We start from the raw sequence: 26,611 nt of genomic DNA on the forward strand, positions 1-26,611 counted from the left end.
GCGCCCCGAGCAGCCCTGCGCAGCCCTGAGCGGCCCTGTCTCAGCTCTCCGGGCGGCCCGTCGCCACCGCGTAGAAGGCGACTGCGGCCGCCGCGCCCACGTTGAGTGAGTCGACTCCGTGCGCCATCGGGATGCGGACCCATTCGTCGGCGGCCATCAGCGCCCTCGTCGACAGCCCCTCCCCCTCCGCGCCCAGCATCAGCGCCACCCGCTCCAGCCGGTGCGGGGCCGCCTCGTCGATGCTGGTGGCCTTGGCGTCCGGGGTGAGGGCGAGGAGCCGGAAGCCCGCTCCCCGTACGGTCTCCAGCGTCTTCGGCCAGGCTTCGAGACGGGCGTACGGGACGGAGAAGACCGCGCCCATGGAGACCTTGACCGAGCGGCGGTAGAGCGGATCGGCGCAGTCCGGGGAGAGCAGGACCGCGTCCATGCCGAGGGCCGCCGCGCTGCGGAAGATCGCGCCGATGTTGGTGTGGTCGTTGACCGACTCCATGACCACCACCCGGCGGGCGGTGGTGAGGAGTTCGTCGGCGGTGGGCAGCGGCTTGCGCTGCATGGAGGCGAGCGCCCCACGGTGGACGTGGTAGCCGGTGACGCGTTCGGCGAGCTCGGGCGCGACGGCGTACACGGGGGCCGGGACCTCGTCGATGACGTCGCGCATGACGTCGACCCACTTGGCGGAGAGCAGCATGGACCGCATCTCGTAGCCGGCGTGCCGGGCGCGCCTGATGACCTTCTCGCCCTCGGCGATGAAGAGGCCCTCGGCGGGCTCGCGGCGTCGCCGCAACTCGACGTCGGTCAGTCCGATGTAGTCGCTCAGGCGCGGGTCGTCGGGGTCATCGATGGTGATGAGATCTGCCACAGGGTGATACTGCCTTGTCCGGTCTGCGGTGCCAACGCCTGGGATGGGATGCGTAACCGCGGGTTACTTGGTGGGGGCCGGATTCATTCGGCGGACGGGTCGGCCGACTGCGGCGCCGAGTGCGGGCCCACCGCGACCACGTCGCCGATGACGATCACGGCGGGCGGGCGCACCTCCTCGGTGACCGCGCGCTCGCCGACGTCCGCGAGGGTCGCGTCGACCCGGCGCTGGGCAGCGGTGGTCCCCTCCTGGACGAGGGCGACCGGGGTGGCCGGGTCCTTGCCGTGGGCGATCAGGGCGGCGGCGATGGCGCCGATCTTGTCCACGGCCATCAGCAGCACCAGGGTGCCGCGCAGCCGGGCGATCGCCTCCCAGTCGACCAGCGAACGCGGGTCCTCGGGCGCGACATGGCCGCTGACCACGGTGAACTCATGGGACACACCCCGGTGGGTGACCGGGATACCGGCCGCTCCGGGAACGGAGATGGTGCTGGAGATGCCGGGAACGATCGTGCAGGGGATGCCTTCGGCCGCCAGCGCCTGGGCCTCCTCCATGCCCCGGCCGAAGACGAACGGGTCGCCGCCCTTGAGCCGGACCACGGCCCTGCCCGCCTTGGCGTGCTCGATCAGCGCCTGGTTGATCGCCTCCTGGGCCATGAACCGGCCGTACGGGATCTTCGCCGCGTCGATCACCTCGACGTGCGGGGGCAGTTCGTCCAGCAGGTCGCGGGGGCCGAGGCGGTCCGCGATGACCACGTCGGCCTCGGCGAGGAGGCGGCGGCCGCGCACCGTGATCAGGTCCGGGTCGCCGGGACCGCCGCCCACCAGGGCGACGCCGGGGGCGCGGGTGCGGTGGTGCGGGGCGGCGATGGTGCCCTCGCGCAGACCCTCGACGATGGCGTCGCGGAGAGCGGCGGAGTGGCGGGGGTCGCGGCCCTGGGGGGTGGCGTTGAGGACGGCGACGGTGATGTTGTCGATGCGGCCGGTGGCCGGGGTCCAGGCGGTCGCGGCCTCGGCGTCGTCGGCCCGCACGCACCAGGTGCGGGTGCGCTCGGCCTCGGCGGAGGCGGCGTCGTTGGCAGCGGTGTCGGAGGAGGCGACCAGGGCGTACCAGGTGTCGGCGAGGTCGCCGTCCTGGTAGCGGCGGCGCTCCCAGCGGATCTCCCCGGCGTCGGCCATGGCCTCCACGGAGGCCGTCGCGGACGGGGAGACCAGGGTGATGTCGGCGCCGGTGGCGATGAGCTGCGGCAGGCGCCGCTGGGCGACCTGGCCGCCGCCGATGACGACGGTGCGGCGGCCGTGGAGGCGCAGGCCTACGGGGTACGCGGGGTGGTCGGCGCTGTCGGTGCGCTCGGCGCTCTCGGCGTGACCTGCGTGGTCTGCGTGCTCGGCCATGGTGGTGCGGGCTCCTCGTACGGGGTGCTGCGTAGGGCCGCTGCGGCGGTGGAGCGGCTGTGACGTGCGGAAAGGGGGTGTGCTGGGTGGGACACACGATACGGGGTGGGGGGCGGGGGACAGCGGGGGTGGGGCGCCTGCGGCGGGCTGTCCCCTCCCCGCCCCTTCCCGAAACCGGGGCTCCGGCCCGGACCCCGCTCCTCGAACGCCGGAGGGGCTGGAGCACCGGCGCCCGAGGGGCTGGAAAGGGTGAGCCGCAGAGGGGCGGGGTCCTACTTCTCCGTCACTCCCGCCGCGTCGAACGTCGCCACCTCGTGCATCGCCCGGGCCGCGCTCTGCACGATCGGAAGCGCCAGCAGCGCGCCCGTGCCCTCGCCCAGGCGGAGGTCGAGGTCGACCAGGGGGCGCAGGCCCAGTTTGTTGAGGGCTGCCACGTGGCCGGGTTCCGCGCTGCGGTGGCCCGCGATGCAGGCGGCCAGGGCCTCGGGGGCGATGGCCCGGGCCACCAGGGCCGCTGCCCCCGCGCTCACGCCGTCCAGGATCACCGGCGTACGCAGAGAGGCTCCGCCGAGGAGGAAGCCCGCCATCGCGGCGTGCTCCAGGCCGCCGACCGCCGCGAGCACGCCGATCGGGTCGGACGCGTCCGGCTGGTGGAGGTCGAGTGCGCGGCGTACGACATCGACCTTGCGGGCGTGCATCTCGTCGTTGATGCCGGTCCCCCGGCCCGTCACCTCGGAGGCGTCGGTCCCGGTGTAGACGCAGATCAGCGCGGCCGACGCGGTGGTGTTGGCGATGCCCATCTCACCCGTGAGCAGTGCCTTGTTGCCCGCCGCCACCAGGTCGCGGGCGGTCTCGATGCCCACCTCGATCGCCGCCAGCACCTCGTCCCGGGTGAGGGCGGGGCCCGTGGTGAAGTCCGACGTGCCCTTGCGCACCTTGCGGGGCAGCAGACCAGGGGTGGCGGGCAGGTCCGTGGCGACGCCGACGTCGACGACGCAGACCTCCGCGCCGACCTGCGCGGCGAACGCGTTGCAGACGGCCCCGCCGCCCAGGAAGTTCGCCACCATCTGGGCGGTGACCTCCTGCGGCCACGCCGTGACGCCCTGGGCGTGCACCCCGTGGTCACCGGCGAAGATCGCGACAGCCGCGGGCTCCGGGATCGGCGGCGGGCACATCCGGGAGAGACCGGACAGCTGCGCCGAGATGATCTCCAGCATGCCGAGCGCCCCGGCGGGCTTCGTCATCCGCTTCTGGCGCTCCCACGCCTCGCCGAGCGCCTTCGCGTCCAGCGGGCGGATGGCGGCGATGGTCTCCTGGAGCAGGTCGTGCGGCTCCTCGCCGGGGAGCGCGCGGCGGCCGTACGTCTCCTCGTGGACCACCCACGACAGCGGGCGGCGCTTGGACCAGCCCGCCTGGAGCAGCTCCGGCTCCTCGGGGAACTCGTCGACGTAACCGACACAGAGGTACGCCACGACTTCGAGGTGCTCCGGCAGACCCAGCGCCCGGACCATCTCGCGCTCGTCGAAGAAGCTGACCCAGCCGACGCCGAGACCCTCGGCGCGGGCCGCCAGCCACAGGTTCTCCACGGCGAGCGCCGAGGAGTACGGGGCCATCTGCGGCTGCGTGTGGCGGCCGAGGGTGTGCCGGCCGCCCCGGGTGGGGTCGGCGGTGACGACGATGTTGACCGGGGTGTCGAGGATCGCCTCGATCTTCAGTTCCTTGAACTGCTTCGCCCGGCCCTTGGGGAGCGACTTGGCGTAGGCCTCGCGCTGACGCTGGGCCAGTTCGTGCATGGAGCGGCGGGTCTCGGCGGACCGGATCACCACGAAGTCCCAGGGCTGCGAGTGGCCGACGCTCGGCGCGGTGTGCGCGGCCTCCAGCACCCGGAGCAGGACCTCGTGCGGGATCGGGTCGCTGCGGAAGCCGTTGCGGATGTCCCGGCGCTCGCGCATGACCCGGAGCACCGCCTCGCGCTCGGCGTCGTCGTATCCGGGGGCGGGCGGGGTGAACGGCTCCTGCGGGGCCGCCTCCGCCGCGGGCCCGACCGGCTCCTCGTCCAGCTCCGGGGTCTCGATGACCTCGGGGCCGGTGCCGTCCTCGGCACTGCCGTGGGTGGTGTCCTGGGTGTCGGTCGCGGCTGCCTGCTCCGGCAGGGGGGCGGCGGGGGGCGGCTGTACGGGCTCCGGTTCCGGTTCGGGCGTGGTCGGGGCGGGCGCAGCCGCCACTGCCGGTACGGGGTCCGCCTCGGCGGGCACGGGGGCCTCCACGGGCTCCGGCGCGGGGGCCGGGGCCGGTTCAGCGGCCTCGGCCTGCTGCTGCACGGGAGCCTGGGGTTCCGGCACGGATGCGTCCACCGGGATGGACTGCGGTCCGGGCTCGGCCGGAGTATCGGCGGCCGGCTCCGTCGCCTCCACGGGCGTTTCGGCGGGCAGCTCCGCCGGGACCGCCGCTTCCGCCGGAGCCTCGGCCACAGCTTCCTGCTGCTCGGCGGCGACCGGCTCGGCCGGAGCCTCCTCGGCGGCGGGCACCGGGACGACCGTTTCTGCCGGGGCCGCCTGCTCCACCGGCTCGGGCTGCGGAACGACCTGCTCCGCCTCGACCGTCGCCTCGGCCCGGACCGGCTGCTCCACGGGGAGCGAAGCGACCGTCCCGGCCGGAGCGGCCGTCTCCACCTGGACCGGAGCATCCTGCTGCTCGGCCTGAACCTGCTGCTCCGGCCCGGCAGCGACGACCTGCTCGGGGGCAACGACCTGCTCGGCCACGGCCACCGGCCCGGCAGGAGCCTCGGCCTCGACTGCCTCCTCGGGCCGCGGCGGCTGCGGAGCCGCCTGCTCGGGCTGGGCCGGAGCCTCCGGCGCGACCGGCTGCCCGTCCTCGACGGGAGCCGGCGCCTCCGGCTGGACCGGCGCCTCGGCCACGCCGACCGGCTCGGCCGCAACCGCGACCTCAGGCGCCACGGTCTCCACCGCCACCACCACCGGCTCCACGGCCTCGGCAGCCACCTCAGGCTCCACAACCGCGACCGGCACCGCCCCGACAGGGGACTCCACAGCCTCGGGAGCCTCCGGCTCGGCCGCAGGGGCCTCCGGCTGCGGCGGCGGACCCCAAGGGGACGCGCCCTGCGGCGGGATCTCGCCCAGCTGCGGGCCCGGCAGCACCGGGGCCTCTCCGGCCGGGGCCTGGACGAATTCGGGGGCGGTCACCGGCGGGCTCGCGTGGCGGGCCGGGGGCGCTGTCCTCACCGCTCCGGCGGGGCCCCGGTCGGCCAGCGAGCGGACCACGCCGCCCTGCGTCCCGCCGCCGTACGACGGGGCCTCGGCCGACGCCGGGCCCCGGTGCAGGGGGCGGCGGGCCGGGGCGGGTGCCTGTACGGGGGCGCCGACCTGGGCGGGCGTCTGGACGGGAGCGGGGGCCGGGATCCGTACGCCGTTGAGGTCGACGGAGCCGGTGTCGCGGCCGCCGGACTCGTGCGTGCCGTGCTCCGCCTGGGCGGGGGCCTGGGCCTCCTGGCCCTGTGCGGGCAGCTGCGGCTGCGTCGCGTACTGCGGCTGCTGCTGGGCCTGGTACTGCTCCGCGGCCGGAGCCGGTGCGACGGTGGCCGCCTGCGGAGCTGCCGGGGGCTGCACCGTCTGCGGGTCGCTCCACGCCCCCTGGGAGGCCGGCATCAGCAGGAGGTCGTCGTCCTCGGGTGCGTGCTCGGAGGGGTCGAGGAAGGTGTACGCGTCCGGGGCGGGGATGCCCGGCTGCTCCACCATGCCTGCCTTCTCCGGCAGTCCCTCGCCCGGGATCTGGCCGGTGTCAGTCATGCGTACCCCTCGCCCATCGTCAGTGCTCCTTCGGCCCTTCGCCCGGGACGCCGAGACCGCGGCACGCCGGTGCTCGTCATGGAGAACGAGCGGGCTCGCCGCGCGGCACGAAACGCCCGCGGACCTCTTCTTATTCTCGCGGCCGTTCGCCGCCGCGACAGGCGGTTCCGCCACGGCTCGCTGTGGACTGCGCCACGTCGCGCGTCCCCCGGTTGGCGCCGTACCACGGAGCGGACCAAAACAGTCCACTTTTCCGGACATTGACGAACGAAGCGACGAACGTCCGGGCGCGGTACAACAATCGGCCAGCCTACCTCCCGTACCGGGCGGAAAGGTCAGGGGGAGACATCCGAACGCCGTGCGGAGAGCAGGAACACGACGGACCGTTCACGCTCGGTCCAGACCTCGGTGTCCAGGTCGACGGACTGGAGCAGCGAGCAGGCGACGGTGTAGCCGTTGCCGGTGAGGGCCGCGCCGAGGGCCTCGGCCTCGTCCCGGGTGGAGGCGTGCGTGACGATGCGCTCCGGGCGCCGGTCCACGACCGCCCGGACCACCGGGACACCGCCGCCCCCGACCCGTACGACATCGGGTTCGGGCAGCCGTTCCAGCACGTGCGGGGCCCGGCCGCAGACGATCTGGAGGGGGACGCCGAAGGCGCGGGCGGCGGCGTCCGTACGGGAGCAGGCTCCCGGATCGGCGTCCACCGCGAGCACGGCCGCGCCGAAGCGCGCCGCTTCGACGGCCAGGGCGCCGCTGCCGCAGCCGATGTCCCAGACCAGGTCGCCGGTGCGGGGGCCGAGGATCGCGAGCTGGGCGGCGCGCAGGTTCGGGGACTCCCCCTCACCGGACTCCTGCATGCGTTCGGCGCCTGCCTCCCGGTAGGCCCCGGCGGGCAGGGCCCAGCCCCGGATGCCCTGGGGGCAGGCGGGTTCCCGGCCGGCGAACCAGGCGCCGGTGGCGGTGGTCTCGGGGCCGCCGCCGACGACGATGACGACGTTGGGGTCGCGCCAGGTGTGGTCGGCGGCCTTGTCGGAGGTGAGGACGGTGACGCGTTCGCGGTCGGTGCCGAGCTCCTCGCAGATCACGAAGGTGCGGTGGACGCCCTCGAGGAGGAGGGCCAGTTCGGCGGGGCCCGCGCCGGGTGAGGTGAGGACGGCGACCTTGTGGTGGGCCCGGCAGACGTTGACCGCGCGGCGCAGGGTGCGGGGGTGGGCGACGACGATCTGGGCGTCGTCCCAGGGCATTCCGGCCCGGGCGAAGGCGGTGGCGACGGCCGAGACGGCGGGGACGACCTCGACTTCGAGGCCGTGTTCGGGGGCGCGCAAGGTACGGACGACGCCGAAAAAGCCGGGGTCGCCGTCGGCGAGGACGACGGCGCTGCCGCGGTGGCCGGCGATGCGGCGGGCGGCCAGGTCGACGCTGCCCAGCCGGATGCGTTCCGCGCTCTTGGGCACCTCGGGCAGGGCGAGGTGGTGGGCGGCGCCCGCGACGAGCGTGGCGGCCGAGAGTGCGGCCGTGGCCGCTCTGGTCAGTGGCGAGCCGTCCCAGCCGATCACCGTGACCCGGTCGGCCATCGTCGTCTGTCTCCTGGGGTGTCGGAGGGGGCGGGATCTGCCCTGCGTGGCGGGCAGGGGTGAGAGTACCTGGTCCGGACCGGGGGCCGGCCGGGGGCCTCGGGCAAGGCGGCGGACGGGCCCGCCAGGTCACTTCCAGTCGTTGTACGTGCCGTAGCCGCCCGCGTCGGCCAGCTCCTCGGCGACGCCTTCGAGGTCCTCGGGGAGGAGCCCCCAGACGATGAGGTCGGTACGGATGTCGGTCCAGCCGCCGTCGGTGCCGTTCTCGGTCCGGGTGCGGGCGATCCGGGCGTTGCGCAGGACGCCCTCGCTGATGCAGCCGAGCTTCTGCGCGACCTGCTGGGAGGCGGTGTTGTCGGCGGGGGTGCGCAGTTCGAGGCGTTCGAAGCCCTGGTCGCGGAAGAGCCATTCGGCGACCGCCAGCACGGCCTCGGTGGCGTAACCCTCGCCGCGCGCCCAGGGGGCGGTGATGTAGCGGACCTCGGCGGCCAGGGTGCGCCAGTCGGTGTTGAGGAGCTGGACGCTGCCGACGAGCCGCTGGGTGAGGAACTCGGTGACGGCGAGGGCGATGCCACGGCCCGAGGTGCGTTCCCCGGGGGCGATTCTGCGGACCCAGCGTTCGGCGTCGACCTGGGTGTAGGGGTGCGGTCCGTCGGTCCAGGCGGTGACCGCCTCGTCGTTCATCATCTCGATGTACGCGGGGATGTCGGCCATCTCGAAGGGGCGCATCACCAACCTGTCCGTGCTGATGGAGACGGACGGAAAGGTGGTAGTCATGCGCAGCTCCATGCAGAAGACCGGGTAAAAGCGAAGACCGGGTAAAAGCACAGCATGCAGCATCGGGTCCCCGGTGCGCATGGGCGGGTCCGCACGACGGAGCCCCGCGCCTTCAGGGGGAAGGGGCGGGGCTCCGTCGGTCAAGTTCCGGACCGGGGTCAGGACTTGGCGGGGTCAGGAGGTGGCCGGGGCGCCGAAGGCCGGGATGATGGAGCCCTTGTAGGTGTCCTCGATGAACTTCTTGACCTCGTCGGAGTTGAGGAGCTTGGCGAGCTTCTCGACGCGCGGGTCCTTCTCGTTGCCGGCCTTCACCGCGAGGAAGTTGGCGTACGGGTTGCCCTCGGCCTTCTCCAGCGCGAGCGAGTCCTTCGCCGGGGAGAGCTTGGCCTCCAGGGCGTAGTTGCCGTTGATGACGGCGGCGTCCACGTCGTTCAGGGCGCGGGGCACGGTGGCGGCCTCCAGCTCCTTGAACTCCAGGCCCTTCCTGTCGGTGATGTCGCTCAGCTTGGCGGAGGTGCCGACGCCGTCCTTGAGCGTGATCAGGCCGTTCTCGGCGAGCAGCTGGAGGGCGCGGCCGCCGTTGGTGGTGTCGTTGGGGACGGCGATGGTCTGGCCGGCCTTGATGTCCTTGAGGTCCTTGATCTTCTTGGAGTAGAGACCGAGGGGCTCCAGGTGCACGTTGACGACCGGGACGATGGTGGTCTTGTTCTTCGCGTTGAAGTCGTCCAGGTAGGGCTTGTGCTGGAAGAAGTTGGCGTCGACCTGGCCGGACTGGGTGGCGGTGTTCGGCAGGACGTAGTCCGTGAACTCCTTGACTTCCAGCTTGAGGCCTTCCTTCTCCGCCAGGTTCTTCTTGACGAAGTTCAGGATGTCGGCGTGCGGCGTCGGGGACGCGGCGACGACCAGGGCCTTGGAGGTGTCGGCCTTGGCGCCGCTCTCGCTCTTGGAGGCCGGGTCGGAGTCCGTACCGCAGGCGCTGAGGCCCAGGGCGAGGGCGGCGGCGGAAGCGACAGCTGCGGTGATCTTGATGTTCTTGCGCACGAAAAGTGCCTCTTTCTCAACTGTGGTGGTGCGCCCGGACAAGGAGTTCGGGCTTGATGGGGACGGAAGGTTCGAGGGGCCTTCAGGAGGCGGTACGGCCGCGGCGGGCCAGCAGCCGGACGGTGACGTCGCCGATCAGCTGGATCACGGTGACGATGACGATCAGCAGCGCGACGGTGATCAGCATGAACTGGTTGTCGAAGCGCTGGAATCCGTAGGTGACGGCCTTGGAGCCGAGCCCTTCGCCGCCGACCGCGCCGGCCATCGCGGAGTAGCCGATGAGCACGATGAGGGTGGTGGTGACACCCGAGACGAGCGAGGGCAGGGCCTGCGGCAGGAGCACCTTGCGGACGATGGTGGGGTGGAGCCGCCCATCGACTGCACCGCCTCGACGAGCCCGTGGTCGACCTCGCGGATCGCGGTCTCGACGAGCCGGGCGAAGAACGGGATGGCGCCGACGGCGAGCGGGACGATCATCGCGGTGGGGCCGATGAAGGTGCCGACGACCCAGGTGGTGAAAGGGATCAGGGCGATCAGCAGGATGATGAACGGCAGCGAGCGGCCGATGTTCACGATGACGCCGATGACCTTGTTCACCGCGGTGTTCCGGAGCAGTCCCCCCTTGTCGGTGAGGACGAGCAGGACGCCGAGCGGCAGTCCGCCGATGACGGTGACCAGCGCCGACCAGAGCACCATGTAGAGGGTGTCGAAGGTGCCCTGGGTCAGGAGGGGCTGCATTTCGGACCAGGTCACTTGACGGCCTCCTTGGTGATCGCGGCGGGCGCCTGCTCGGGGACGGTCGTCGCGGCGCGGGCCCGGGGGCCGTTCTCGTCCTCGACGACCTCGGCCTGGAGGCCCTGCTCGCGCAGGAAGCCGATGGGGACGACGTTCTCCTCGAACCGGCCGGGCAGCTCGATGCGCATCCGGCCGATCTGCTTGCCGCCGACGGTGTCCATCGCGGCGCCGAGGATCGAGATGTCGATGTTGTACGTACGGGAGAGCTGGGAGATCACCGGCTGGGAGGCGGCCTCCCCGTGGAAGGTGACGTCCACGACCGTGCGGTCGGGTCCGGAGGCCCTCCCGCCGACCGGGAACAGCTCGCTCGCCAGCTCGGAGCCGGGGGTGGCGAGCAGTCCGCCGACCGTGCCGGACTCCACGATCCGGCCGCGCTGCATGAGGGCGGCGGAGTCGCAGATCGTCTTGACGACGTCCATCTCGTGGGTGATCAGCAGGATGGTCAGGCCGAGCTGCTGGTTGAGGTCGCGCAGCAGCTGGAGGATGGAGCGGGTGGTCTCGGGGTCGAGGGCGGAGGTCGCCTCGTCCGACAGCAGCACCTTGGGGTCGCCCGCCAGGGCGCGGGCTATGCCGACCCGCTGCTTCTGGCCGCCGGAGAGCTGCTTGGGGTAGGCCTTCGCCTTGTCGGCGAGGCCGACCAGGTCGAGGAGCTCCTTGGCCTTGCGGGTACGCTCCTGGCCGGAGACGCCGAGGATCTCCAGCGGGAGCTCGACGTTGTCCCGGACGGTGCGGGAGTCCAGCAGGTTGAAGTGCTGGAAGACCATGCCGATGCGGGTGCGGGCCGCGCGCAGCTCCGCGCTCGCCCGGCGGCCCCGCCCGGCGAGGGCGGTGAGGTCCTGGCCGGCCACGGTGACCGTGCCGGAGGTGGGCCGCTCCAGCAGGTTGACGCAGCGGATGAGGGAGGACTTCCCGGCGCCGCTCTGTCCGATGACGCCGTATATCTCGCCCTCACGGACGTGGAGGTCGACTCCGTCGAGTGCGGTGACCTCACGGTCGCGCGACTGGTAGACCTTCGTGAGGCCCGTCGTGGTGATCACAGGGGTTTCCGTCACTGTCGAGTGCGCGGCGCGGGTGTCCGCCGGGCACGGGGCAAACGTCTGAAGAGACTGGTTCGGGCTGGTCGGCCGGTTCACGTCTCAGCACGGCTGTGTACGGCGGTCGGCCGGGGCACAGCACATGCTCGGGCGGCTCGTTCCACAGCAGGCGAACGGCGCGGGCTCGGTCTCGCTTCGGGGCGTGAGACTCAGGCGGGGCCCTCAGAAGGCGCGCATTCGACACATACAACGAGCACCGGGCGTACTGATCGCCTCGGTCGCAAGGGTGCGGCTGCTCGTCGTGGTCATGCGCCCCAGTAAAACAGACGTACGCCTCGGTACGAACTTGACTGTCCGCATTCCGGACAGTCGTGGATGGTCGGCGGCGGCGTCGCGGGCCGGCTCGACGGCGTACGGCCACAAGCCCCTGACCTGCACTCATAGGGGTAGGTGCGGAGGTCGTACGGCCCTGGGGGCGGTCGCCCGCGGGGCCGGTGCGGGTGGGCGTTGTGGCCAAGGCCACGATCTCCCACGCCGGGCCGGGGCAGGGCGGGCCCGCACGCGGGCAGGCCGCGCGGCCGTAATACCCTCGCTACATGCTTGACGCCCTGACGGTCGCGGTCGCCGTGACCGCGCTCGCCCTCGCCGCCTGGTGCGGACACGCCGCCTACAAGGACCAGCCGACGAAGGACTGGCACTTCATCGGGATGGCCGTCGTGACCGTCCTGGCGCTGGCCCAGCTGGTGGTGGGCATCGTGCAGCTGGCGCGCGGGGAGCGGCCGGAGCAGGGGATGGCGGTGTTCATCGCCTATCTGATCGGCTCGTTCGCGGCTGTGCCGGCGGCCGGTGTCCTCTCGTTGTCCGAGCGGACGCGCTGGGGTTCGGTGACGGTGGCGGCGGGCGCGCTGGTGCTGGCGGTCCTCGAAGTACGGCTCTACGACATCTGGGGAAACTGACGTGAGTGACACCGACCGCCCCGAGGTGGACACGGCACCGAAGCCGGCCTTCGAGCTGGGCACCGGTCCCGGCCGGGTGCTCGTCTGGTTCTACGGGGTGTTCACGGTCGCGGCGGCCTCGCGCTCCATCGTGGAGGTGATCCGGGGCTTCGACCGGGCGCCGCTCGCCTACTCGCTCTCGGCCGTCGCCGCCGTCGTCTACGGGTTCATCACGTACTCGCTGGTACGCGGGGGCGAGAAGGCCCGCCGGGCGGCGCTGGCGTGCTGTGCCGCCGAGCTGCTGGGCGTCCTGATCGTCGGCGCCTGGACGCTGGCCGAGCCCTCCGCCTTCCCCGACTCCACCGTCTGGTCGGACTTCGGGATGGGGTACCTGTTCATCCCGGTGATCCTGCCGGTCACCGGGATGATCTGGCTGCGGCGCGCCAAGCGGGCCTGAGGCCCGGCCGCACGGTCGCTCGTCGGCCGGACCCGGAAATCAGGCGCTGGCCACGAACTCCTGGGCCGCCGCTTCCTTCTCCAGCAGGATGAGCCGGACGCCGTCCGTCCCCGTGGCGTTGCCGACCTGGGCGTAGCCGGCCCGCCGGTACAGCCTCAGGTTGCTCTCGCTGCGGTGTCCGGTGTGCAGCCGGAAGCGGGTGGCCGCGCGGTCGGCCGCCAGGGCCGCCTCCGCCGCGTTCAGCAGCCGGGTGCCGAGCCCGTGCCCCTGGAGCCGGGGGTGGACACAGAGCTTGCCGATCTGGCCCGTACCGTCCGGGTCGGTGAATCCGCGTACCGAGCCCACGACTTCGTCGCCGAGGCGGGCCACGAACACGAGGTCGTCGGCGACTTCGCCGCGCACCGCGTCGAGGGTCTGGACGAGCGGGTCGATCCGGTAGTTGTCGTACAGCTCGGCCTCGCGCTGGAAGCAGAGGTACTGGAGCCGGAAGATCTGCTCCACGTCCTGTGTCGTCGCCGCCGAGATGATCACGCTCATGCCCATGTGTGCACGCCTCCCGCTCACCTGTCCGCCCGGTTGCCTACCGCCCTCTTCCCCGCACTTCAGGGGCGACAACCTCCGCCGCCAGCATTCTGCGCAGACATCCAAGGCAACGGGAACGGATCGGGCCCAAACTCCCCTGTGACATACCCAACTCCCCTGCGATTTCGCGGTAGGTCGGGTCGGTCGGCGCCAGCATCGCCTCCAGCAGCCGGGAGCAGCGTGCGGGCAGCCGGGCCATCGCGGCGCGGAGCGCCCGGCGTTCGGCGGCCCCGAGCGCGGCCCGTTCCGGGGAACCGGCGGTCGGAGCGGCGGGTTCCGTTCCGGCGTAGGGGCGCTCCCGCCTGAGGGTGCGGCGTCCCCGGCGGGCCTCCGCGCGGACGGTGGCGCGGACCCAACGGGCGGGGTCGGTGGGCGGCACGGCAGGGGCGGGGCGTTCCAGGAGCCGCAGCCATACGGTCTGTTCGAGGTCGGCGGGGTCGAGGCCGGAGGCGGGCGCCTCCGCCCCCGCCTCCGCGCGGACCAGGGGTGCTAACGCGTGGACGACGTGTGCGGTGTCGGTGCCGGCGGTCCGGCGGGGTTCATGATCGAGAAGCGTCATGCCCGGGGAAACGTGGTGGTGGTACGGCCGGTTGTCCCGCACGTCCGGCACCACTCGACCGGGGCACGTACGGGCCCGGCGGCTGACGCCGGGCCCGTACGAGGGGGCTCAGCGCCCGTTGAAGTCCGCCGCCGCGAGCAGGGCGGTGTCCGGCTGGTCGGAGAAGATGCCGTCGATGCCGGTGGCGAAGTACGCGGCGGCGGCGCCGAAGACGTCACCGTAGGCGTTGGGGTCGGTGCCGCGCCGGAAGTCGGCGGGCAGGAAGCTGTTCTCGTTGCGCAGCGTGTACGGGTGCAGGAGCAGGCCTCGGGCGTGCGCGTCCTTCACCAGCGTGGTCGGCCTGGTGAGGCGGCCGGAAGCGTCCTTGGGGATGACGAGGTCGAGGGTGGGGCCGATGCCTTGGGCGTAGGAGGCGATCCACTTCAGCCCGGCGGGGGTCACGAGGTCGGCCACCGTGCGCGGGTCGCCGGACTCGACGAAGTCCCAGGGGCGGGTCGTCGGGCCGGAGAGCAGCACGATGCGCGGGGTGTCCACCAGCCGGGCGAGGCGCTGGACCGAGCCGGGCTCGAAGGACTGGAGGATGAGCGGGGAGTTCTTGCGGTCCCGGCCGAAGCGGCGCAGCAGCCGGGCGAGGGGCTCCTCCAGGCCGAGGCCCAGGCTCCGGAAGTACGTGGGGTGCTTGGTCTCCACGTACAGCCAGACGGGCTTTCCCCGCTTGCGGCCCTCCTGATCGGCCCAGCGCAGGACCTCCTCGAAGGTGGGGATGGTCCAGCGGCCGTCGTAGAGGGTGTTGTCGGGGCGGTTGCCGGGGATGCGCTCCTTGGCCCGCAGGGTCCTGAGCTCGGCGAGGGTGAAGTCCTCGGTGAACCAGCCGGTGTAGCTGACGCCGTCGATCTTCTTGGTGGCCTTGCGGCCGGCGAACTCGGGGTGGTCGGCGACGTCCGTGGTGCCGGTGATGTCGTTCTCGTGCCGGCAGACGAGGTGGCCGTCCTTGGTCGGCACGAGGTCCTGCTCCACGATGTGCGCGCCGAGGTCCAGGGCCAGCTGGTAGGAGCCGAGGGTGTGCTCGGGGCGGTAGCCGCTGGCTCCGCGGTGGCCGATGACCGTCGGTACGGGCAGGTCCCGCAGCGAGCCGTGGCCGCCCCGTCCCCGCTCGGCGGCCTGTGCCGTGCCCGGGAGGCCGAGGGCCGCCGTGGAGAGGACGGCCGCGCCCAGAAGGGCCCGCCGTCCGGGAGTGCCGGTCACACGCTCCGTCATGAATGCTCCTCGCTCGGTGCTGTCCTGACATCTGTCGGGCGGGGCCCGATCGTAGGCAGCCGGGCCGGTCCGCGGGGCGGATCGGGGGCGAACACGGCGGAAACACACGTCAACATCGCGTATCCACTCCGTGAGCCCGATGTGCGATCAGTGCATACCCGCGAGTATCGTCCTCACCTGCACAGTCCAACACTTCGCACCACCGGACACCACCGCGCACCACCCCCGCACCACTTCACTCGCCCCGGCCGGCCCGGCCACGACACCGGAGGAACCGTTGTCCCGTCTCACGGTCATCAAGGCAGTGCTCGGACCGATTCTGCGCCTGATGTTCCGCCCACAGGTGGAGGGCGTGGAGAACATCCCCGGGACCGGGCCGGTGATCCTCGCGGGCAACCACCTCACCTTCATCGACTCGATGATCATGCCGGTCTGCTGCGACCGGCCGGTGTTCTACATCGGCAAGGACGAGTACGTGACCGGCAAGGGGCTCAAGGGGCGCCTGATGGCCTGGTTCTTCACCGGCTGCGGCATGATCCCGGTGGACCGGGACGGCGGCCGGGGCGGGGTCGCGGCGCTGATGACGGGGCGCCGGGTCCTGGAGGAGGGCCAGGCCTTCGCGATCTACCCGGAGGGCACCCGCTCCCCCGACGGCCGGCTCTACCGGGGTCGTACGGGGATCGCGCGGCTGACGCTGATGACGGGCGCCCCGGTGGTCCCGTTCGCCATGATCGGCACCGACAAGCTCCAGCCGGGCGGCGCGGGTCTGCCCCGGCCGGGCAAGGTCACGGTGCGCTTCGGCGAGCCGATGGAGTTCTCCCGGTACGAGGGCATGGACCGCGACCGCTATGTGCTGCGGGCGGTGACCGACTCGGTGATGTCCGAGGTGATGCGGCTCTCCGGCCAGGAGTACGTGGACATGTACGCGACGAAGGCCAAGGCCGCCTGACCCTGTGGAGCCTTGTAAGCGGAAGGGCCCGCACCCCGGTCTCACCGGGTGCGGGCCCTTCCGCGTGACGACCTCCTAGGGGTGTTCGATCCCGTCCTCCAGCTTCTGGCCCCGCAGCAGGAACCAGGCCGCGACCGCCGCCGCGAGGAGCACCGCCGACCCGACACCCGCGGCGGACCGCATACCGTCCACGAACGCCTCCTGGGCCGCCGAGATCAGCGGACCCGCCTGGGCGGCGGGCAGGGCGGAGGCCGCTTCGACCGCCCCGCCGAGCGACTCGTGGGCCGCCGACTCGACATCGGCCGGGATGCCCGCCGGGGTCGGGAAGCCCCGGTAGACGCCGGTGACGATGGAGCCGAGCAGGGCGATGCCGAGGGCGGCGCCGAGCTCGTACGCCGTCTCCGAGACGGCCGACGCCGAACCGGCCTGCTCCTGCGGAACGCTGGAGAGGATGACGTCGGCGGTGACGGTGAAGGCGAATCCGGCGCCGACGCCGACGACCAGCAGCATGGAGCCGAGCAGCGGGTAGCCGGTGTGCTGGTCGAGGAGGGTCACCGTGCCAAGCGCCAGCCCGACCGCGCCGAGTCCGCCGGCGACGACCGAGCGCACCGAGAACCGGCGGGCGGCGAACCCGGCCAGCAGACCGGCGGTCACCGCGCCGACGGCGGCGGGCAGTTCGGCGAGTCCTGCCTCCAGCGGCCCCCGGCCCTGGACCAGTTGCAGGAACTGGGAGAGGAAGAAGACCAGTCCCGACAGGCCGAGGATGGTCAGCAGGTCGGCGAGGACCGCGCCGGAGAAGCCCCGGTGGTGGAAGAGCCGCATGTCCAGCAGGGGCGCGGGCAGGCGGAGCTGCCTGCGGACGAACCAGGTGAGCGCACCGGCGCCGAGCACGGCCGCCGCTCCAGGGCCCCAGCCCACCCCGTGCGAGGCCGTCTCCTTGATGGCGTACACGATCCCGATCATGCCGGCCAGGGAGAGCCCCACGCTGGGCATGTCCCACGGGCCGGGCGCCGGGTTCTTCGACTCCGGGATCAGCTTGATGCCGACGACGACGAGGACGGCCATCACGGGCAGGTTGATCAGGAAGACCGAACCCCACCAGAAGTGTTCGAGCAGGAAGCCGCCGACCACCGGCCCGACCGCCGCACCCGCCGACGCCATGGCGCCCCAGATCCCGATGGCGAGGCTGCGCTCGCGCGGGTCGTGGAAGAGGCTGCGGATCAGGGCGAGGGTGGAGGGCATCAGGGTGGCGCCCGCGACACCGAGGAGCGCCCTGGCCACGATCATCATCTCGGGCGTGGTGGCGTACGCGTTGAGCACGGAGACCGCGCCGAACGCCACGGCACCGATCAGCAGCAGCTTCTTGCGGCCGATGCGGTCGCCGAGGGAGCCCATCGAGACGAGGAGGCCGGCGATGACGAAGGAGTAGACGTCACCGATCCAGAGCAGTTGGTTGCCGGTGGGGGCGAGGTCCTCGCTGAGGAACGGGGTGGCGAGGCCGAGGACGGTCGCGTCGACGGCCACCAGCAGCACGGCGAGGACGAGCACGGCGAGCGCGATCCACCGTCCGGGGCGGCGCACGTCGTCCGTGGTCTTCGGGTGCTGGTCGATGCTGGTCACTGCTCCACCCTCCGGCGGGCTCCGCCGAGCAGCAGCTCGACGATCATGTACGGGAAGTCCTGTCTGGCGACCCGCCCCGCCTGCACGGCCCAGGCGCCGGCTCCGATGACCCCGTAAAGGGCCTCGGTCAGCCAGGCGGGGGTCAGGTCGATACGGAACTCGCCGCGTTCCTGGCCGCGGCGGAAGAAGGCGGAGACCCGGGCGTCGGCCCGGTTCCAGCCCTCGTTGACCTGGTCGCCCTCGAAGAGCTGGTTCTCGGTGACGAGGAACGCGAGCAGGCCGGCGCCGGGTTCGACGGCCGCGATGAGGCGGCGCAGCCCCTCCTCGGAGGTGCCTTCGTCGAGTCGGGCGGCGTCCAGGGCCGCCTCGAACTCCCGGACACCGAGATCCTCCAGCGCCCTCACCAGCGCGTCCCTTCCGGCGAAGTGGCGGTGGAGGGTGGCGCGCCCGATCCCGGCTGCTTTGGCGACCTCGTCCATGGTGGCGGTCGATTTATGGGTCAGCAGGGCGGCGGCGCTGCGCAGCACCTGCTCACGGTCGAGAGTCATGAGACGAGCTTAGCCCATGTGAGACATCAACGTCTCACCGACGGGAACGCGGCAGCCCAGAGGGGCGAGGCGGGGGTGCGTGACGGGCGCCGCGAGGAGCTGATGCTCTTCGAGCATGCCCTTCGAGCAGTGGGGGCGGCAGGAGGCGAACCCACTCCTTGCCACTTTTAACTTATAGCGCATGGGGGGTCTTGCCGCAAGACCCCCCATATGCCGCAGAATCGACGGCCGAAGCCGGGTCACGGAGGACGGGCTTCGGGAATTCGACGTCGACGGAAGCGGAACTGTGATGATCGACGTGATCGTGGCCGGCGGTGGACCGACCGGCCTGATGCTGGCCTGCGAACTGCGGCTGGCCGGGGTGCGGACCGTCGTACTGGAGAAGCTGGCCGAGCCGACCCGGGAGACCCGGGGGCGCGGTCTGCATGTGCGGAGCGTCGAGGTGATGGACCAGCGCGGGCTGCTGGACCGGTTCCTCGCGGTGAGCGAGACGTTCCAGGTCGGCGGCTTCTTCGGGGGCATCCAGAAGCCGTGGCCGGACCGGCTGGACACGGCGCACCCGTACGGCCTCTCCACGCTCCAGCCGGTCACCGAGCGGCTGCTCCGCGAGCGGGCCGCCGAGCTCGGGGCCGAGCTCCGGCCCGGCTGCGAGGTGGCCGGGGTCAGCCAGTCCGCCGACGAGGAGGCGGTGACCGTCGTGCTGACGGACGGGGCGCGGCTGCGCTCGCGCTACCTCGTCGGGTGCGACGGGGGCCGCAGCGTGGTGCGCAAGGAGGCGGGCATCGCCTTTCCCGGTGAGCCCGCCACGGTCGAGACGCTGCTCGGTGACATGGAGATCGCCGAGGACCCGGAGGTGGTCGCCGCCGTCGTGGCGGAGGTCCGCAAGACCCAGCTGCGGTTCGGCACCATCCCCAACGGGGACGGGACGCACCGCGTCATCGTGCCCGCCGCCGGGGTCTCCGAGGGCCGGGCGGCCGCGCCGACCCTGGAGGAGTTCAAGGAGCGGCTGCGGGCGCTCGCGGGTACGGACCTCGGCGTCCACTCACCCCGCTGGCTCTCCCGGTTCGGGGACGCCTCCCGGCAGGCCGAGCGGTACCGGGTGGGGCGGGTGCTGCTGGCCGGGGACGCCGCGCACATCCACCCGCCGACCGGTGGGCAGGGGCTCAACCTCGGGGTGCAGGACGCGTTCAACCTCGGGTGGAAGCTGGCCGCCGAGGTCAACGGATGGGCGCCGGAAGGGCTGTTGGACAGCTACCAGACCGAACGGCACCCGGTGGGCGCCCGCGTGCTGGACAACACCCGCGCGCAGATCACGCTGCTGGGGACGAGTCCGGGGGCGACCGCGCTGCGGGAGCTGTTCGCGAGGCTGCTGGACTTCGAGGAGGTGAACGCGTACATGACCGGCATGATCACCGCCGTGGACATCCGCTACGACCTCGGCGAGGGCCACGAGCTGCTCGGCCGGCGACTGCGGGACGTGCGGCTTGAGCGGGGTGGCCGCCTCTACGAGCTGATGCACAGGGGCCACGGCCTGCTCCTCGACGGGACCGGCGCGCTGTCGGTGGCGGGCTGGGCGGACCGGGTCGACCACGTAGTCGACCCGGCGGAGGAGCTGGACGCGCCCGCCGTGCTGCTGCGGCCGGACGGGCATGTGGCGTGGGTGGGCGAGGAGCAGGGGGAGCTGGCCGGCGCGCTGTCCCGGTGGTTCGGAGCGCCGGCAGGGGGGTGAACCGGCTGGGCCTGCCTGGCTACGGCCCCCGGCACCGGTGGGGCGAACCGGCCGGACCCGCACCGCCCCCACCACCCACCACCCACCACGCCGACACTCCGGAACGGAACGGAACGAACGCCGTGAACCCCCTCCCCACCAGCGCATTCCACCTCCCCGACCGCCTCTCCCCCAAGGCCGACCCGGCCCTGATCGCCGCCGACGAGCAGCACTTCGCGGCCATCGGCCGCACCCTGGACGAGTCGATCGCGGAGCTGACCGGCCGCCTCGACGCCGAGCGCCGGGCACCCGGCGGCACGGGTCGGCAGGCGATGGACCGGGATGCCGAGATCCACCGGCTCACCGCCCGCCTGCGCACCCTGCGCCGCTTCGGCCTCGATCTGTGCCTCGGGCGCATGGTCGCCGAGGACGGCTCCGGCCCCGTCTACGTCGGCCGGCTCGGCCTCACCGACCGCGAGGGCCGCCGGCTGCTGGTCGACTGGCGCTCCCCCGCCGCCGAGCCCTTCTTCGGCGCCACCCACGCCCACCCGATGGGCCTGACGAGCCGCCGCCGCTACCGCTGGACGGGCGGCCGGATCAGCGACTACTGGGACGAGGTGTTCGCCCCGGACGCCTTCGCCGGGCATGCCGCACTCGACGACCAGTCCGCGTTCATCGCGAGCCTGGGCTCCAACCGGTCGGAGCGGATGCGGGACGTGCTCGGCACCATCCAAGCCGACCAGGACGCCATCATCCGCGCGAGCTCCCGGGGCGCGCTCGTGGTGGACGGCGGCCCAGGGACGGGAAAGACGGTCGTCGCCCTGCACCGCTCCGCCTACCTCCTGTACGCCGACCCGCGCCTCGCCCACCGCAGGGGCGGCGTCCTGTTCGTCGGGCCGTCCCGGCCCTACCTCGGGTACGTCGCCGATGTCCTGCCGAGCCTCGGGGAGGAGGGCGTCCGGACGTGCACCCTGCGGGACCTGGTGGAGGAGGGCGCCACGGCGGCGGCCGAGGCCGACCCGGAGGTGGCCCGGCTGAAGGCGTCGGCGGAGCTGGTGCGGGCGGTCGAGGCGGCCGTCCGGTTCTACGAGGAGCCGCCCACCGAAACCCTGACGGTCACCACGCCCTGGTCCGGTCTCCGGCTCACCGCCGCCGACTGGGCCGTGGCGTTCGAGGCGGCCGGACCCGGCGCCGTACACAACGAGGCACGTGACCAGGTCTGGGAGGAGCTGCTCACGCTGCTGGTGGAGAAGCACGACGGTGATGACGTCTCCCCGGATCTCCTCCGCAAGGCGCTCGGGCAGGACAGGGAGCTGGCCGCCGTCTTCGACCGGGCGTGGCCGCTGCTGGACGCGGCCGAGCTCGTCGGGGACCTGTGGTCGGTCCCCGCCTACCTCCGCATGGCCGCCCCCTGGCTCACCCGGGACGAGGTGCGGCTGTTGCAGCGCGCGGACCCGCAGGCCTGGACGGTCTCCGATCTGCCGGTCCTGGACGCGGCGCGGCAGCGGGTCGGCGACCCGGAGGCGTGGCGGCGCAGACGTCGGCAGGAGGCGGCCGTGGCCGCCGAACGCGCGGGCATGGCCCAGGTCATCGACGCTATCCTCGCGGACGAGACCCTGGTCGACGCCGATGTGGACAGCGAGGGCGCGCTGGTGATGCTGCGCGGCGAGGACATGAAGAACACCCTGGTCGACCCGGCCGCTTCCACCGGCACCGAACCGGACCGGCTGGCGGGGCCGTTCGCGCACATCGTCGTGGACGAGGCGCAGGAGCTGACCGACGCCGAGTGGCAGATGCTGCTGGCTCGGTGCCCGTCGCGAAGCTTCACCATCGTCGGGGACCGCGCCCAGGCCCGGCACGGGTTCAGCGAGCCGTGGCGGGAGCGGCTGGAGCGGGTCGGTCTCGACCGGGTCGCTCTGGCCTCCCTGACCGTCAACTACCGGACGCCGGAGGAGGTCATGGCGGAGGCCGAGCCGGTGATCCGGGCCGTGCTGCCGGACGCCAATGTGCCGACGTCGATCCGTTCCGGCGGTCGGCCCGTCGTGCACGGGCACGTGGGCGACCTGGCGTCGGTCCTGGACACCTGGCTCGCCGCGCACGCGGAGGGGATCGCCTGTGTCATCGGCGATCCGACGTTCCGGGGGACGTCCCGGGTGCGGTCACTGACGCCTGAGCTGTCGAAGGGCCTCGAATTCGATCTGGTGGTGCTCGTCGGCCCGGAGGCGTTCGGTGAGGGCGTCGAGGGGGCGGTCGACCGGTACGTGGCGATGACGCGGGCGACCCAGGAGCTCGTCGTCCTGACGGGCTGACGAGCTCCTGGGGCCTGGCGGATCAGTGCCAGGGCAGGGCCGCGCGGTGGCGCCAGTACGACTCCGGCTCCTCCACCAGGGCTTCCAGCCGCTCCCGCTGCTCCTCGTCGAGGTCGACGACGGCCGCGTGCAGGTTCCCGGCGAGCTGGTTGACGGTGGCGGCTCCGGAGAGGACGACCCCGGCCCAGGGCTGGTGCAGGACGAGCGCCAGGGCCACCGCGTCGCCGCCCACCCCCGCGTCGGCGGCGATCTCGCGGAACACCGCGGGCGCCTCGTCCCCGGCCAGGCGCCCGTTGGCCATGCCCTCCTTGACGATCACGGTGAGCCCGGCCTCGTGGGCCTCGGCGAGGGCGGGGGCGGCCGAGGTCTCCAGGGCGTTGTAGGTGGCCTGGACCGTACGGAAGAGGGGGTTGCCGTCGACCGTGAGCGCGAGCGCGGCCCGGATGGCGTCGGCCTGGTGGGGGCCGCTGGTGGAGAAGCCGACGGCGACCCCGTCGGCGGCGAGGGCGGCCAGGCGCTCGTGGAGTTCCTTGTCGGCGAGGGCCGGGCTGTCCGGGGTGAGCGAGTGGATCTGGTAGAGGTCGAGTCGGTCGCCGAGGAGTTCGCGGGTCTCGGCGCGCTGGCGCTCGAAGGTGGCGAGGCTGTGGTCCTTGACCTCGTGGGCCTCGGCGTCGGTGCTCCAGTCGGCGGTGTAGGTGTACCCCCACTTGGAGCCGACGACGAGGTCGGTGAAGGAGGGCCGGGCGTCCAGCCACTCACCGAGGAACTCCTCGGCGCGGCCGTAGGAGCGGGCGGCGTCGACGTACCGGACGCCCTGCGCGTACGCCGCGTCCAGCAGCTCGTGCGTACGGGCGCGCAGGTCCTCCACGTCCCGGCCGTCGGAGAAGTCCCGGTCGCGGTGGAGGTTGATGTATCCGGGCCTCCCGACGGCTGCGAGGCCCAGTCCGATGTGGGCGGTCGGGGTCGTCGCGGTGGCCAGGGCGGTGAAGGGCATCGCGGGCTCCTCGGGGTCGGTTGCGGATACTCCTACCCCGGTCAACGTAGCCCGCGACACCTTTCGTACACCTGCGACGACACCGTACGTACGCGTCCGGCGTCACCGTACGTATGGGTCCGCCGTCACCGTACGTACGCCGGGCGCACCCCGGCACGCACGGTGCGGCTAGCGGCGCGCGGTGGCCCAGGCGTTCTGCGCCTCCAGGTCCTTCTTCACCTCGGCGAGCTGTACGGCGACGGCGGAGGGGGCCGTTCCGCCCCGGCCGTCGCGGGAGGCGAGGGCGCCGCGCACGTTGAGGACGGTGCGGACCTCCGGGGTGAGGTGCTCGGAGATCTTCGCGAACTGCTCGTCGGTGAGCTGGTCGAGTTCGATCCCGTGCTGCTCGCACTCCTTGACGCAGGCGCCGGCGACCTCGTGCGCGACCCGGAACGGCACTCCCTGCCGGACCAGCCACTCCGCGATGTCGGTGGCGAGCGAGAAGCCGGCCGGGGCCAGCTCCTCCATGCGCTCCCGGTTGACGGTGAGGGTGGCCATCATGCCGGTGAAGGCGGGGAGCAGGACTTCGAGCTGGTCGCAGGAGTCGAAGACGGGCTCCTTGTCCTCCTGGAGGTCGCGGTTGTACGCGAGCGGGAGCGCCTTCAACGTGGCGAGCAGGCCGGTCAGGTTGCCGATGAGGCGGCCGGACTTGCCCCGGGCCAGCTCGGCGATGTCCGGGTTCTTCTTCTGCGGCATGATCGAGGAGCCGGTGGAGAAGGCGTCGTGGAGGGTGACGAAGGAGAACTCCTTCGTGTTCCAGATGATGACCTCCTCCGCGATCCGGGAGAGGTTGACGCCGATCATCGCGGTGATGAAGGCGAACTCGGCGACGAAGTCCCGCGAGGCGGTGCCGTCGATGGAGTTGCCGACCGAACCGTGCTCGAAGCCGAGGTCGGCGGCGACCGCCTCCGGGTCGAGACCGAGCGAGGACCCGGCGAGCGCCCCGGAGCCGTACGGGGAGACGGCCGTCCGCTCGTCCCACTGGCGCAGCCGCTCGGCGTCCCGGGACAGCGACTGGACGTGGGCGAGCACATGGTGGGCGAAGAGCACCGGCTGGGCGTGCTGGAGGTGGGTGCGGCCGGGCATCGCCACGTCCGGGTGGGCCTCGGCGAGGCCGACCAGCGCGCCCTGGAGGCCGGCGATGAGGCCGCCGATGATCCGGGCGTGGTCGCGGAGGTACATCCGGAAGAGGGTGGCGATCTGGTCGTTCCGCGACCGGCCGGCCCGCAGCTTGCCGCCGAGGTCGGGGCCGAGGCGCTCCAGGAGCCCGCGCTCCAGGGCGGTGTGGACGTCCTCGTCGGCGATGGTGCCGGTGAAGGAGCCGTCCGCGACATCGGCTTCGAGCCGGTCGAGGCCGTCCTGCATCCGGGTCAGCTCGTCCTCGGTGAGCAGGCCCGCCTGGTTGAGGACGCGGGCGTGGGCGCGGGAGCCGGCGATGTCGTACGGGGCGAGCCGCCAGTCGAAGTGGACGGAGGCCGACAGCTTGGCCAGCGCCTCGGCCGGTCCGTCGGCGAAACGCGCGCCCCAGAGCCGGACGTCACCGTTGTTGCTGCTCACTGCGTGCTCCTCAAAAAAGCTAAGGCGAAGGCCAAGGCGTGGGCCCGGGTGCGGATATGCGGCCGCCTCCCTGCCGCGTGCGGACGGGGAGGCGGCTGTACAACGAGAGGGATCAGGCGAGGTCGCGCTTCGCGGCGATCTTCGACGAGAGGCCGAAGAGCTCGATGAAGCCCTGTGCCTTGGACTGGTCGAAGGTGTCGCCCGAGTCGTAGGTGGCGAGGTTGAAGTCGTACAGCGACTCGTCGGACTTCCGGCCGGTGACGACGGCGCGGCCCGCGTGCAGGGTCATCCGGATGTCGCCGGTGACGTGCTGGTTGGCCTCGTTGATGAAGCCGTCCAGCGCCCGCTTCAGCGGGGAGAACCACAGGCCGTCGTAGACCATCTCGCCCCAGCGCTGCTCCACCTGCCGCTTGTAGCGGGCCAGCTCGCGCTCGACCGTGACGTTCTCCAGCTCCTGGTGGGCGGTGATCAGCGCGATCGCGCCGGGCGCCTCGTACACCTCACGGGACTTGATGCCCACGAGCCGGTCCTCGACCATGTCGATCCGGCCGATGCCCTGGGCGCCGGCCCGCTCGTTGAGCTGCTGGATCGCCTGGAGGACGGTGACGGGGCGGCCGTCGATGGCTACGGGCACGCCCTCCTTGAAGGAGATGACGACCTCGTCGGCCTCGCGCGGGGTGGCGGGGTTGGAGGTGTACTCGTAGATGTCCTCGATCGGCGCGTTCCAGATGTCCTCCAGGAAGCCCGTCTCGACGGCCCGTCCGAAGACGTTCTGGTCGATGGAGTACGGGGACTTCTTGGTGGTCGCGATCGGGAGGTTCTTCTCCTCGCAGAAGGCGATCGCCTTGTCCCGGGTCATCGCGTAGTCGCGGACCGGGGCGATGCACTTGAGGTCGGGGCCGAGCGCGGAGATACCGGCCTCGAAGCGGACCTGGTCGTTGCCCTTGCCGGTGCAGCCGTGGGCGACGATCCCGGCGTTGTGCTTCTTGGCTGCGGCGACGAGGTGCTTGACGATCGTCGGCCGGGAGAGGGCCGAGACCAGCGGATAGCGGTCCATGTAGAGGGCGTTGGCCTTGATCGCCGGGAGGCAGTATTCCTCGGCGAACTCGTCCTTGGCGTCCGCGACCTCGGCTTCGACGGCACCGCAGGCGAGCGCGCGCTTGCGGATGACGTCCAGGTCCTCGCCGCCCTGGCCGACGTCCACGGCAACGGCGATGACCTCGGCGCCCGTCTCCTCGGCGATCCAGCCGATGGCGACGGAGGTGTCCAGGCCGCCCGAGTAGGCGAGTACGACGCGCTCGGTCACGGGTTTCTCCTTACGGTGCAATCACTGATGGGTATAACTATGCGGTACTCCGTATGCTTTGTCAAAAGACCAGGTCAGAGCGGCGTGGGTGGCTTACACGGCGAGAAAAGCCGCCGCTGTCTGACCGGAAGGCCTCTGGCATCGGCACCTGATCACGGGGCGGGGGACACGGTGGACGGATGCGACGGGGAGACCCTGAGGGCCGTGGAGCGGGTGCGCGAGGAGGCCCGGACCGCACCGGAGTTGCGCTCGCTGCTGGTGGTGCGGTGCTCCGGCCGGGCGGGGCCGGTGCGTGACCGGGCCCGGGTGCTGCCGGCCGGGCTGCCCGGGAGCGAACTGCTCCCCCTTCGCCGAGCTGATCCTGCTGCTGTCGCGCCGCACCCGGGGGCGGTTTCGCCCGGTCCCTGCCGGAACGCGCCCCGCGGGAGGTTCCGGCGGCGGACGCCGTGGCGCTGACGGCCCACCAGGACCGGGCCACGTACCGGCCGGCGCACCGGATCGCGGTGGGCCC

20 protein-coding genes and 1 pseudogene are annotated in these 26,611 nt (G+C 72.4%); 5 read left to right on the forward strand and 16 right to left on the reverse strand.

Features of this window, described 5'->3' with window-relative positions:
- Positions 1-40: 40 nt before the first annotated feature.
- The 8 genes and pseudogenes from D6270_RS04815 to D6270_RS04850 all read right to left on the reverse strand — a co-directional run bounded on the left by D6270_RS04815 (position 41) and on the right by D6270_RS04850 (position 11,283).
- Positions 41-859 carry a TrmH family RNA methyltransferase gene (locus D6270_RS04815; protein ID WP_109166582.1) on the reverse strand — a complete coding sequence of 273 codons (819 nt, stop codon included), beginning with the start codon at positions 857-859 and terminating at the stop codon, positions 41-43.
- Between the two features lie 83 nt (positions 860-942).
- Complete coding sequence (cobA, locus tag D6270_RS04820; protein WP_109166581.1) at positions 943-2,253, reverse strand: uroporphyrinogen-III C-methyltransferase; 1,311 nt, start codon at positions 2,251-2,253, stop codon at positions 943-945.
- Between the two features lie 272 nt (positions 2,254-2,525).
- Positions 2,526-6,059 carry a nicotinate-nucleotide--dimethylbenzimidazole phosphoribosyltransferase gene (gene cobT / locus D6270_RS04825; RefSeq protein ID WP_109166580.1) on the reverse strand — a complete coding sequence of 1,178 codons (3,534 nt, stop codon included), beginning with the start codon at positions 6,057-6,059 and terminating at the stop codon, positions 2,526-2,528.
- A gap of 335 nt (positions 6,060-6,394) precedes the next feature.
- On the reverse strand, positions 6,395-7,633 hold the full coding sequence (cbiE, locus tag D6270_RS04830; protein WP_109166579.1) for a precorrin-6y C5,15-methyltransferase (decarboxylating) subunit CbiE: 1,239 nt from the start codon (positions 7,631-7,633) through the stop codon (positions 6,395-6,397).
- A gap of 129 nt (positions 7,634-7,762) precedes the next feature.
- Positions 7,763-8,410, reverse strand: a complete 648-nt coding sequence (locus tag D6270_RS04835; RefSeq protein ID WP_109166578.1) for a GNAT family N-acetyltransferase — start codon at positions 8,408-8,410, stop codon at positions 7,763-7,765.
- A 174-nt stretch (positions 8,411-8,584) separates the two neighbouring features.
- Entirely contained in the window at positions 8,585-9,451 is an 867-nt protein-coding gene (locus D6270_RS04840) for a MetQ/NlpA family ABC transporter substrate-binding protein (protein WP_109166577.1), read from the reverse strand.
- Between the two features lie 82 nt (positions 9,452-9,533).
- Positions 9,534-10,204, reverse strand: a pseudogene (locus D6270_RS04845) (methionine ABC transporter permease).
- The gene (locus tag D6270_RS04850; protein ID WP_109166575.1) at positions 10,201-11,283 is read right to left on the reverse strand and encodes a methionine ABC transporter ATP-binding protein; all 1,083 of its coding nucleotides are present in this window, start codon (positions 11,281-11,283) and stop codon (positions 10,201-10,203) included. The pseudogene D6270_RS04845 and the gene D6270_RS04850 overlap by 4 nt, the downstream one beginning before the upstream one ends.
- Positions 11,284-11,876: 593 nt before the next feature.
- Here D6270_RS04850 and D6270_RS04855 point away from each other — a divergent pair.
- Together D6270_RS04855 and D6270_RS04860 are read left to right on the forward strand one after the other, a co-directional pair.
- Positions 11,877-12,236: a hypothetical protein gene (locus tag D6270_RS04855; RefSeq protein WP_015607427.1), complete on the forward strand. Its 360-nt coding sequence runs from the start codon at positions 11,877-11,879 to the stop codon at positions 12,234-12,236.
- Between the two features lies 1 nt (position 12,237).
- On the forward strand, positions 12,238-12,672 hold the full coding sequence (locus tag D6270_RS04860) for a hypothetical protein (RefSeq protein WP_109166574.1): 435 nt from the start codon (positions 12,238-12,240) through the stop codon (positions 12,670-12,672).
- Between the two features lie 39 nt (positions 12,673-12,711).
- Here D6270_RS04860 and D6270_RS04865 read toward each other — a convergent pair whose 3' ends face one another.
- The 3 genes from D6270_RS04865 to D6270_RS04875 form a co-directional block, all read right to left on the reverse strand.
- Complete coding sequence (locus tag D6270_RS04865) at positions 12,712-13,215, reverse strand: GNAT family N-acetyltransferase (RefSeq protein WP_109166573.1); 504 nt, start codon at positions 13,213-13,215, stop codon at positions 12,712-12,714.
- 37 nt (positions 13,216-13,252) lie between these two features.
- A complete protein-coding gene (locus tag D6270_RS04870; RefSeq protein ID WP_109167586.1) occupies positions 13,253-13,813 on the reverse strand; it encodes a sigma-70 family RNA polymerase sigma factor in 561 nt (186 codons plus the stop codon).
- 108 nt (positions 13,814-13,921) lie between these two features.
- A complete protein-coding gene (locus tag D6270_RS04875; RefSeq protein WP_109166572.1) occupies positions 13,922-15,070 on the reverse strand; it encodes a glycerophosphodiester phosphodiesterase in 1,149 nt (382 codons plus the stop codon).
- Positions 15,071-15,347: 277 nt separating this feature from the next.
- On the opposite strand from D6270_RS04875, the gene D6270_RS04880 reads away from it, so the two are divergent.
- On the forward strand, positions 15,348-16,019 hold the full coding sequence (locus D6270_RS04880; RefSeq protein ID WP_109166571.1) for a lysophospholipid acyltransferase family protein: 672 nt from the start codon (positions 15,348-15,350) through the stop codon (positions 16,017-16,019).
- Positions 16,020-16,094: 75 nt separating this feature from the next.
- Here D6270_RS04880 and D6270_RS04885 read toward each other — a convergent pair whose 3' ends face one another.
- Both D6270_RS04885 and D6270_RS04890 read right to left on the reverse strand, forming a co-directional pair.
- Positions 16,095-17,639, reverse strand: coding sequence for an MFS transporter (locus tag D6270_RS04885; protein ID WP_109166570.1), 1,545 nt, complete (start codon positions 17,637-17,639; stop codon positions 16,095-16,097).
- The gene (locus D6270_RS04890; RefSeq protein WP_109166569.1) at positions 17,636-18,187 is read right to left on the reverse strand and encodes a TetR/AcrR family transcriptional regulator; all 552 of its coding nucleotides are present in this window, start codon (positions 18,185-18,187) and stop codon (positions 17,636-17,638) included. Before D6270_RS04890 ends, D6270_RS04885 begins: the two co-directional genes overlap by 4 nt.
- A gap of 289 nt (positions 18,188-18,476) precedes the next feature.
- Between D6270_RS04890 and rox the strand changes: the two genes are divergently transcribed.
- Positions 18,477-19,916: a rifampin monooxygenase gene (gene rox, locus D6270_RS04895; RefSeq protein WP_109166568.1), complete on the forward strand. Its 1,440-nt coding sequence runs from the start codon at positions 18,477-18,479 to the stop codon at positions 19,914-19,916.
- A 122-nt stretch (positions 19,917-20,038) separates the two neighbouring features.
- Positions 20,039-22,204: an RNA polymerase recycling motor ATPase HelR gene (gene helR, locus D6270_RS04900; RefSeq protein ID WP_109166567.1), complete on the forward strand. Its 2,166-nt coding sequence runs from the start codon at positions 20,039-20,041 to the stop codon at positions 22,202-22,204.
- 22 nt (positions 22,205-22,226) lie between these two features.
- Here helR and D6270_RS04905 read toward each other — a convergent pair whose 3' ends face one another.
- The 3 genes from D6270_RS04905 to D6270_RS04915 all read right to left on the reverse strand — a co-directional run bounded on the left by D6270_RS04905 (position 22,227) and on the right by D6270_RS04915 (position 26,100).
- Positions 22,227-23,198 carry an aldo/keto reductase gene (locus D6270_RS04905; protein WP_109166566.1) on the reverse strand — a complete coding sequence of 324 codons (972 nt, stop codon included), beginning with the start codon at positions 23,196-23,198 and terminating at the stop codon, positions 22,227-22,229.
- 168 nt (positions 23,199-23,366) lie between these two features.
- Positions 23,367-24,794 (reverse strand): argininosuccinate lyase, encoded by a 1,428-nt coding sequence (gene argH, locus D6270_RS04910; RefSeq protein ID WP_109166565.1) that lies wholly within the window; start codon positions 24,792-24,794, stop codon positions 23,367-23,369.
- A gap of 112 nt (positions 24,795-24,906) precedes the next feature.
- Positions 24,907-26,100 (reverse strand): argininosuccinate synthase, encoded by a 1,194-nt coding sequence (locus D6270_RS04915; RefSeq protein ID WP_015607439.1) that lies wholly within the window; start codon positions 26,098-26,100, stop codon positions 24,907-24,909.
- Positions 26,101-26,611 lie beyond the last annotated feature (511 nt).

The sequence above is a fragment of the Streptomyces griseus subsp. griseus genome, from assembly GCF_003610995.1.
Lineage (GTDB): Bacteria > Actinomycetota > Actinomycetes > Streptomycetales > Streptomycetaceae > Streptomyces.

Coding starts and splice junctions, on each gene's coding strand:
- rox (WP_109166568.1), top strand. CDS start 18,477: ATGATCGACGTGATCGTGGCCGGCGGTGGACCGACCGGCCTGATGCTG.
- D6270_RS04835 (WP_109166578.1), bottom strand. CDS start 8,410: ATGACTACCACCTTTCCGTCCGTCTCCATCAGCACGGACAGGTTGGTG.
- D6270_RS04875 (WP_109166572.1), bottom strand. CDS start 15,070: ATGACGGAGCGTGTGACCGGCACTCCCGGACGGCGGGCCCTTCTGGGC.
- cobT (WP_109166580.1), bottom strand. CDS start 6,059: ATGACTGACACCGGCCAGATCCCGGGCGAGGGACTGCCGGAGAAGGCA.
- D6270_RS04890 (WP_109166569.1), bottom strand. CDS start 18,187: ATGACTCTCGACCGTGAGCAGGTGCTGCGCAGCGCCGCCGCCCTGCTG.
- D6270_RS04865 (WP_109166573.1), bottom strand. CDS start 13,215: ATGGGCATGAGCGTGATCATCTCGGCGGCGACGACACAGGACGTGGAG.
- cbiE (WP_109166579.1), bottom strand. CDS start 7,633: ATGGCCGACCGGGTCACGGTGATCGGCTGGGACGGCTCGCCACTGACC.
- D6270_RS04905 (WP_109166566.1), bottom strand. CDS start 23,198: ATGCCCTTCACCGCCCTGGCCACCGCGACGACCCCGACCGCCCACATC.
- D6270_RS04870 (WP_109167586.1), bottom strand. CDS start 13,813: ATGACGCTTCTCGATCATGAACCCCGCCGGACCGCCGGCACCGACACC.
- cobA (WP_109166581.1), bottom strand. CDS start 2,253: ATGGCCGAGCACGCAGACCACGCAGGTCACGCCGAGAGCGCCGAGCGC.
- D6270_RS04855 (WP_015607427.1), top strand. CDS start 11,877: ATGCTTGACGCCCTGACGGTCGCGGTCGCCGTGACCGCGCTCGCCCTC.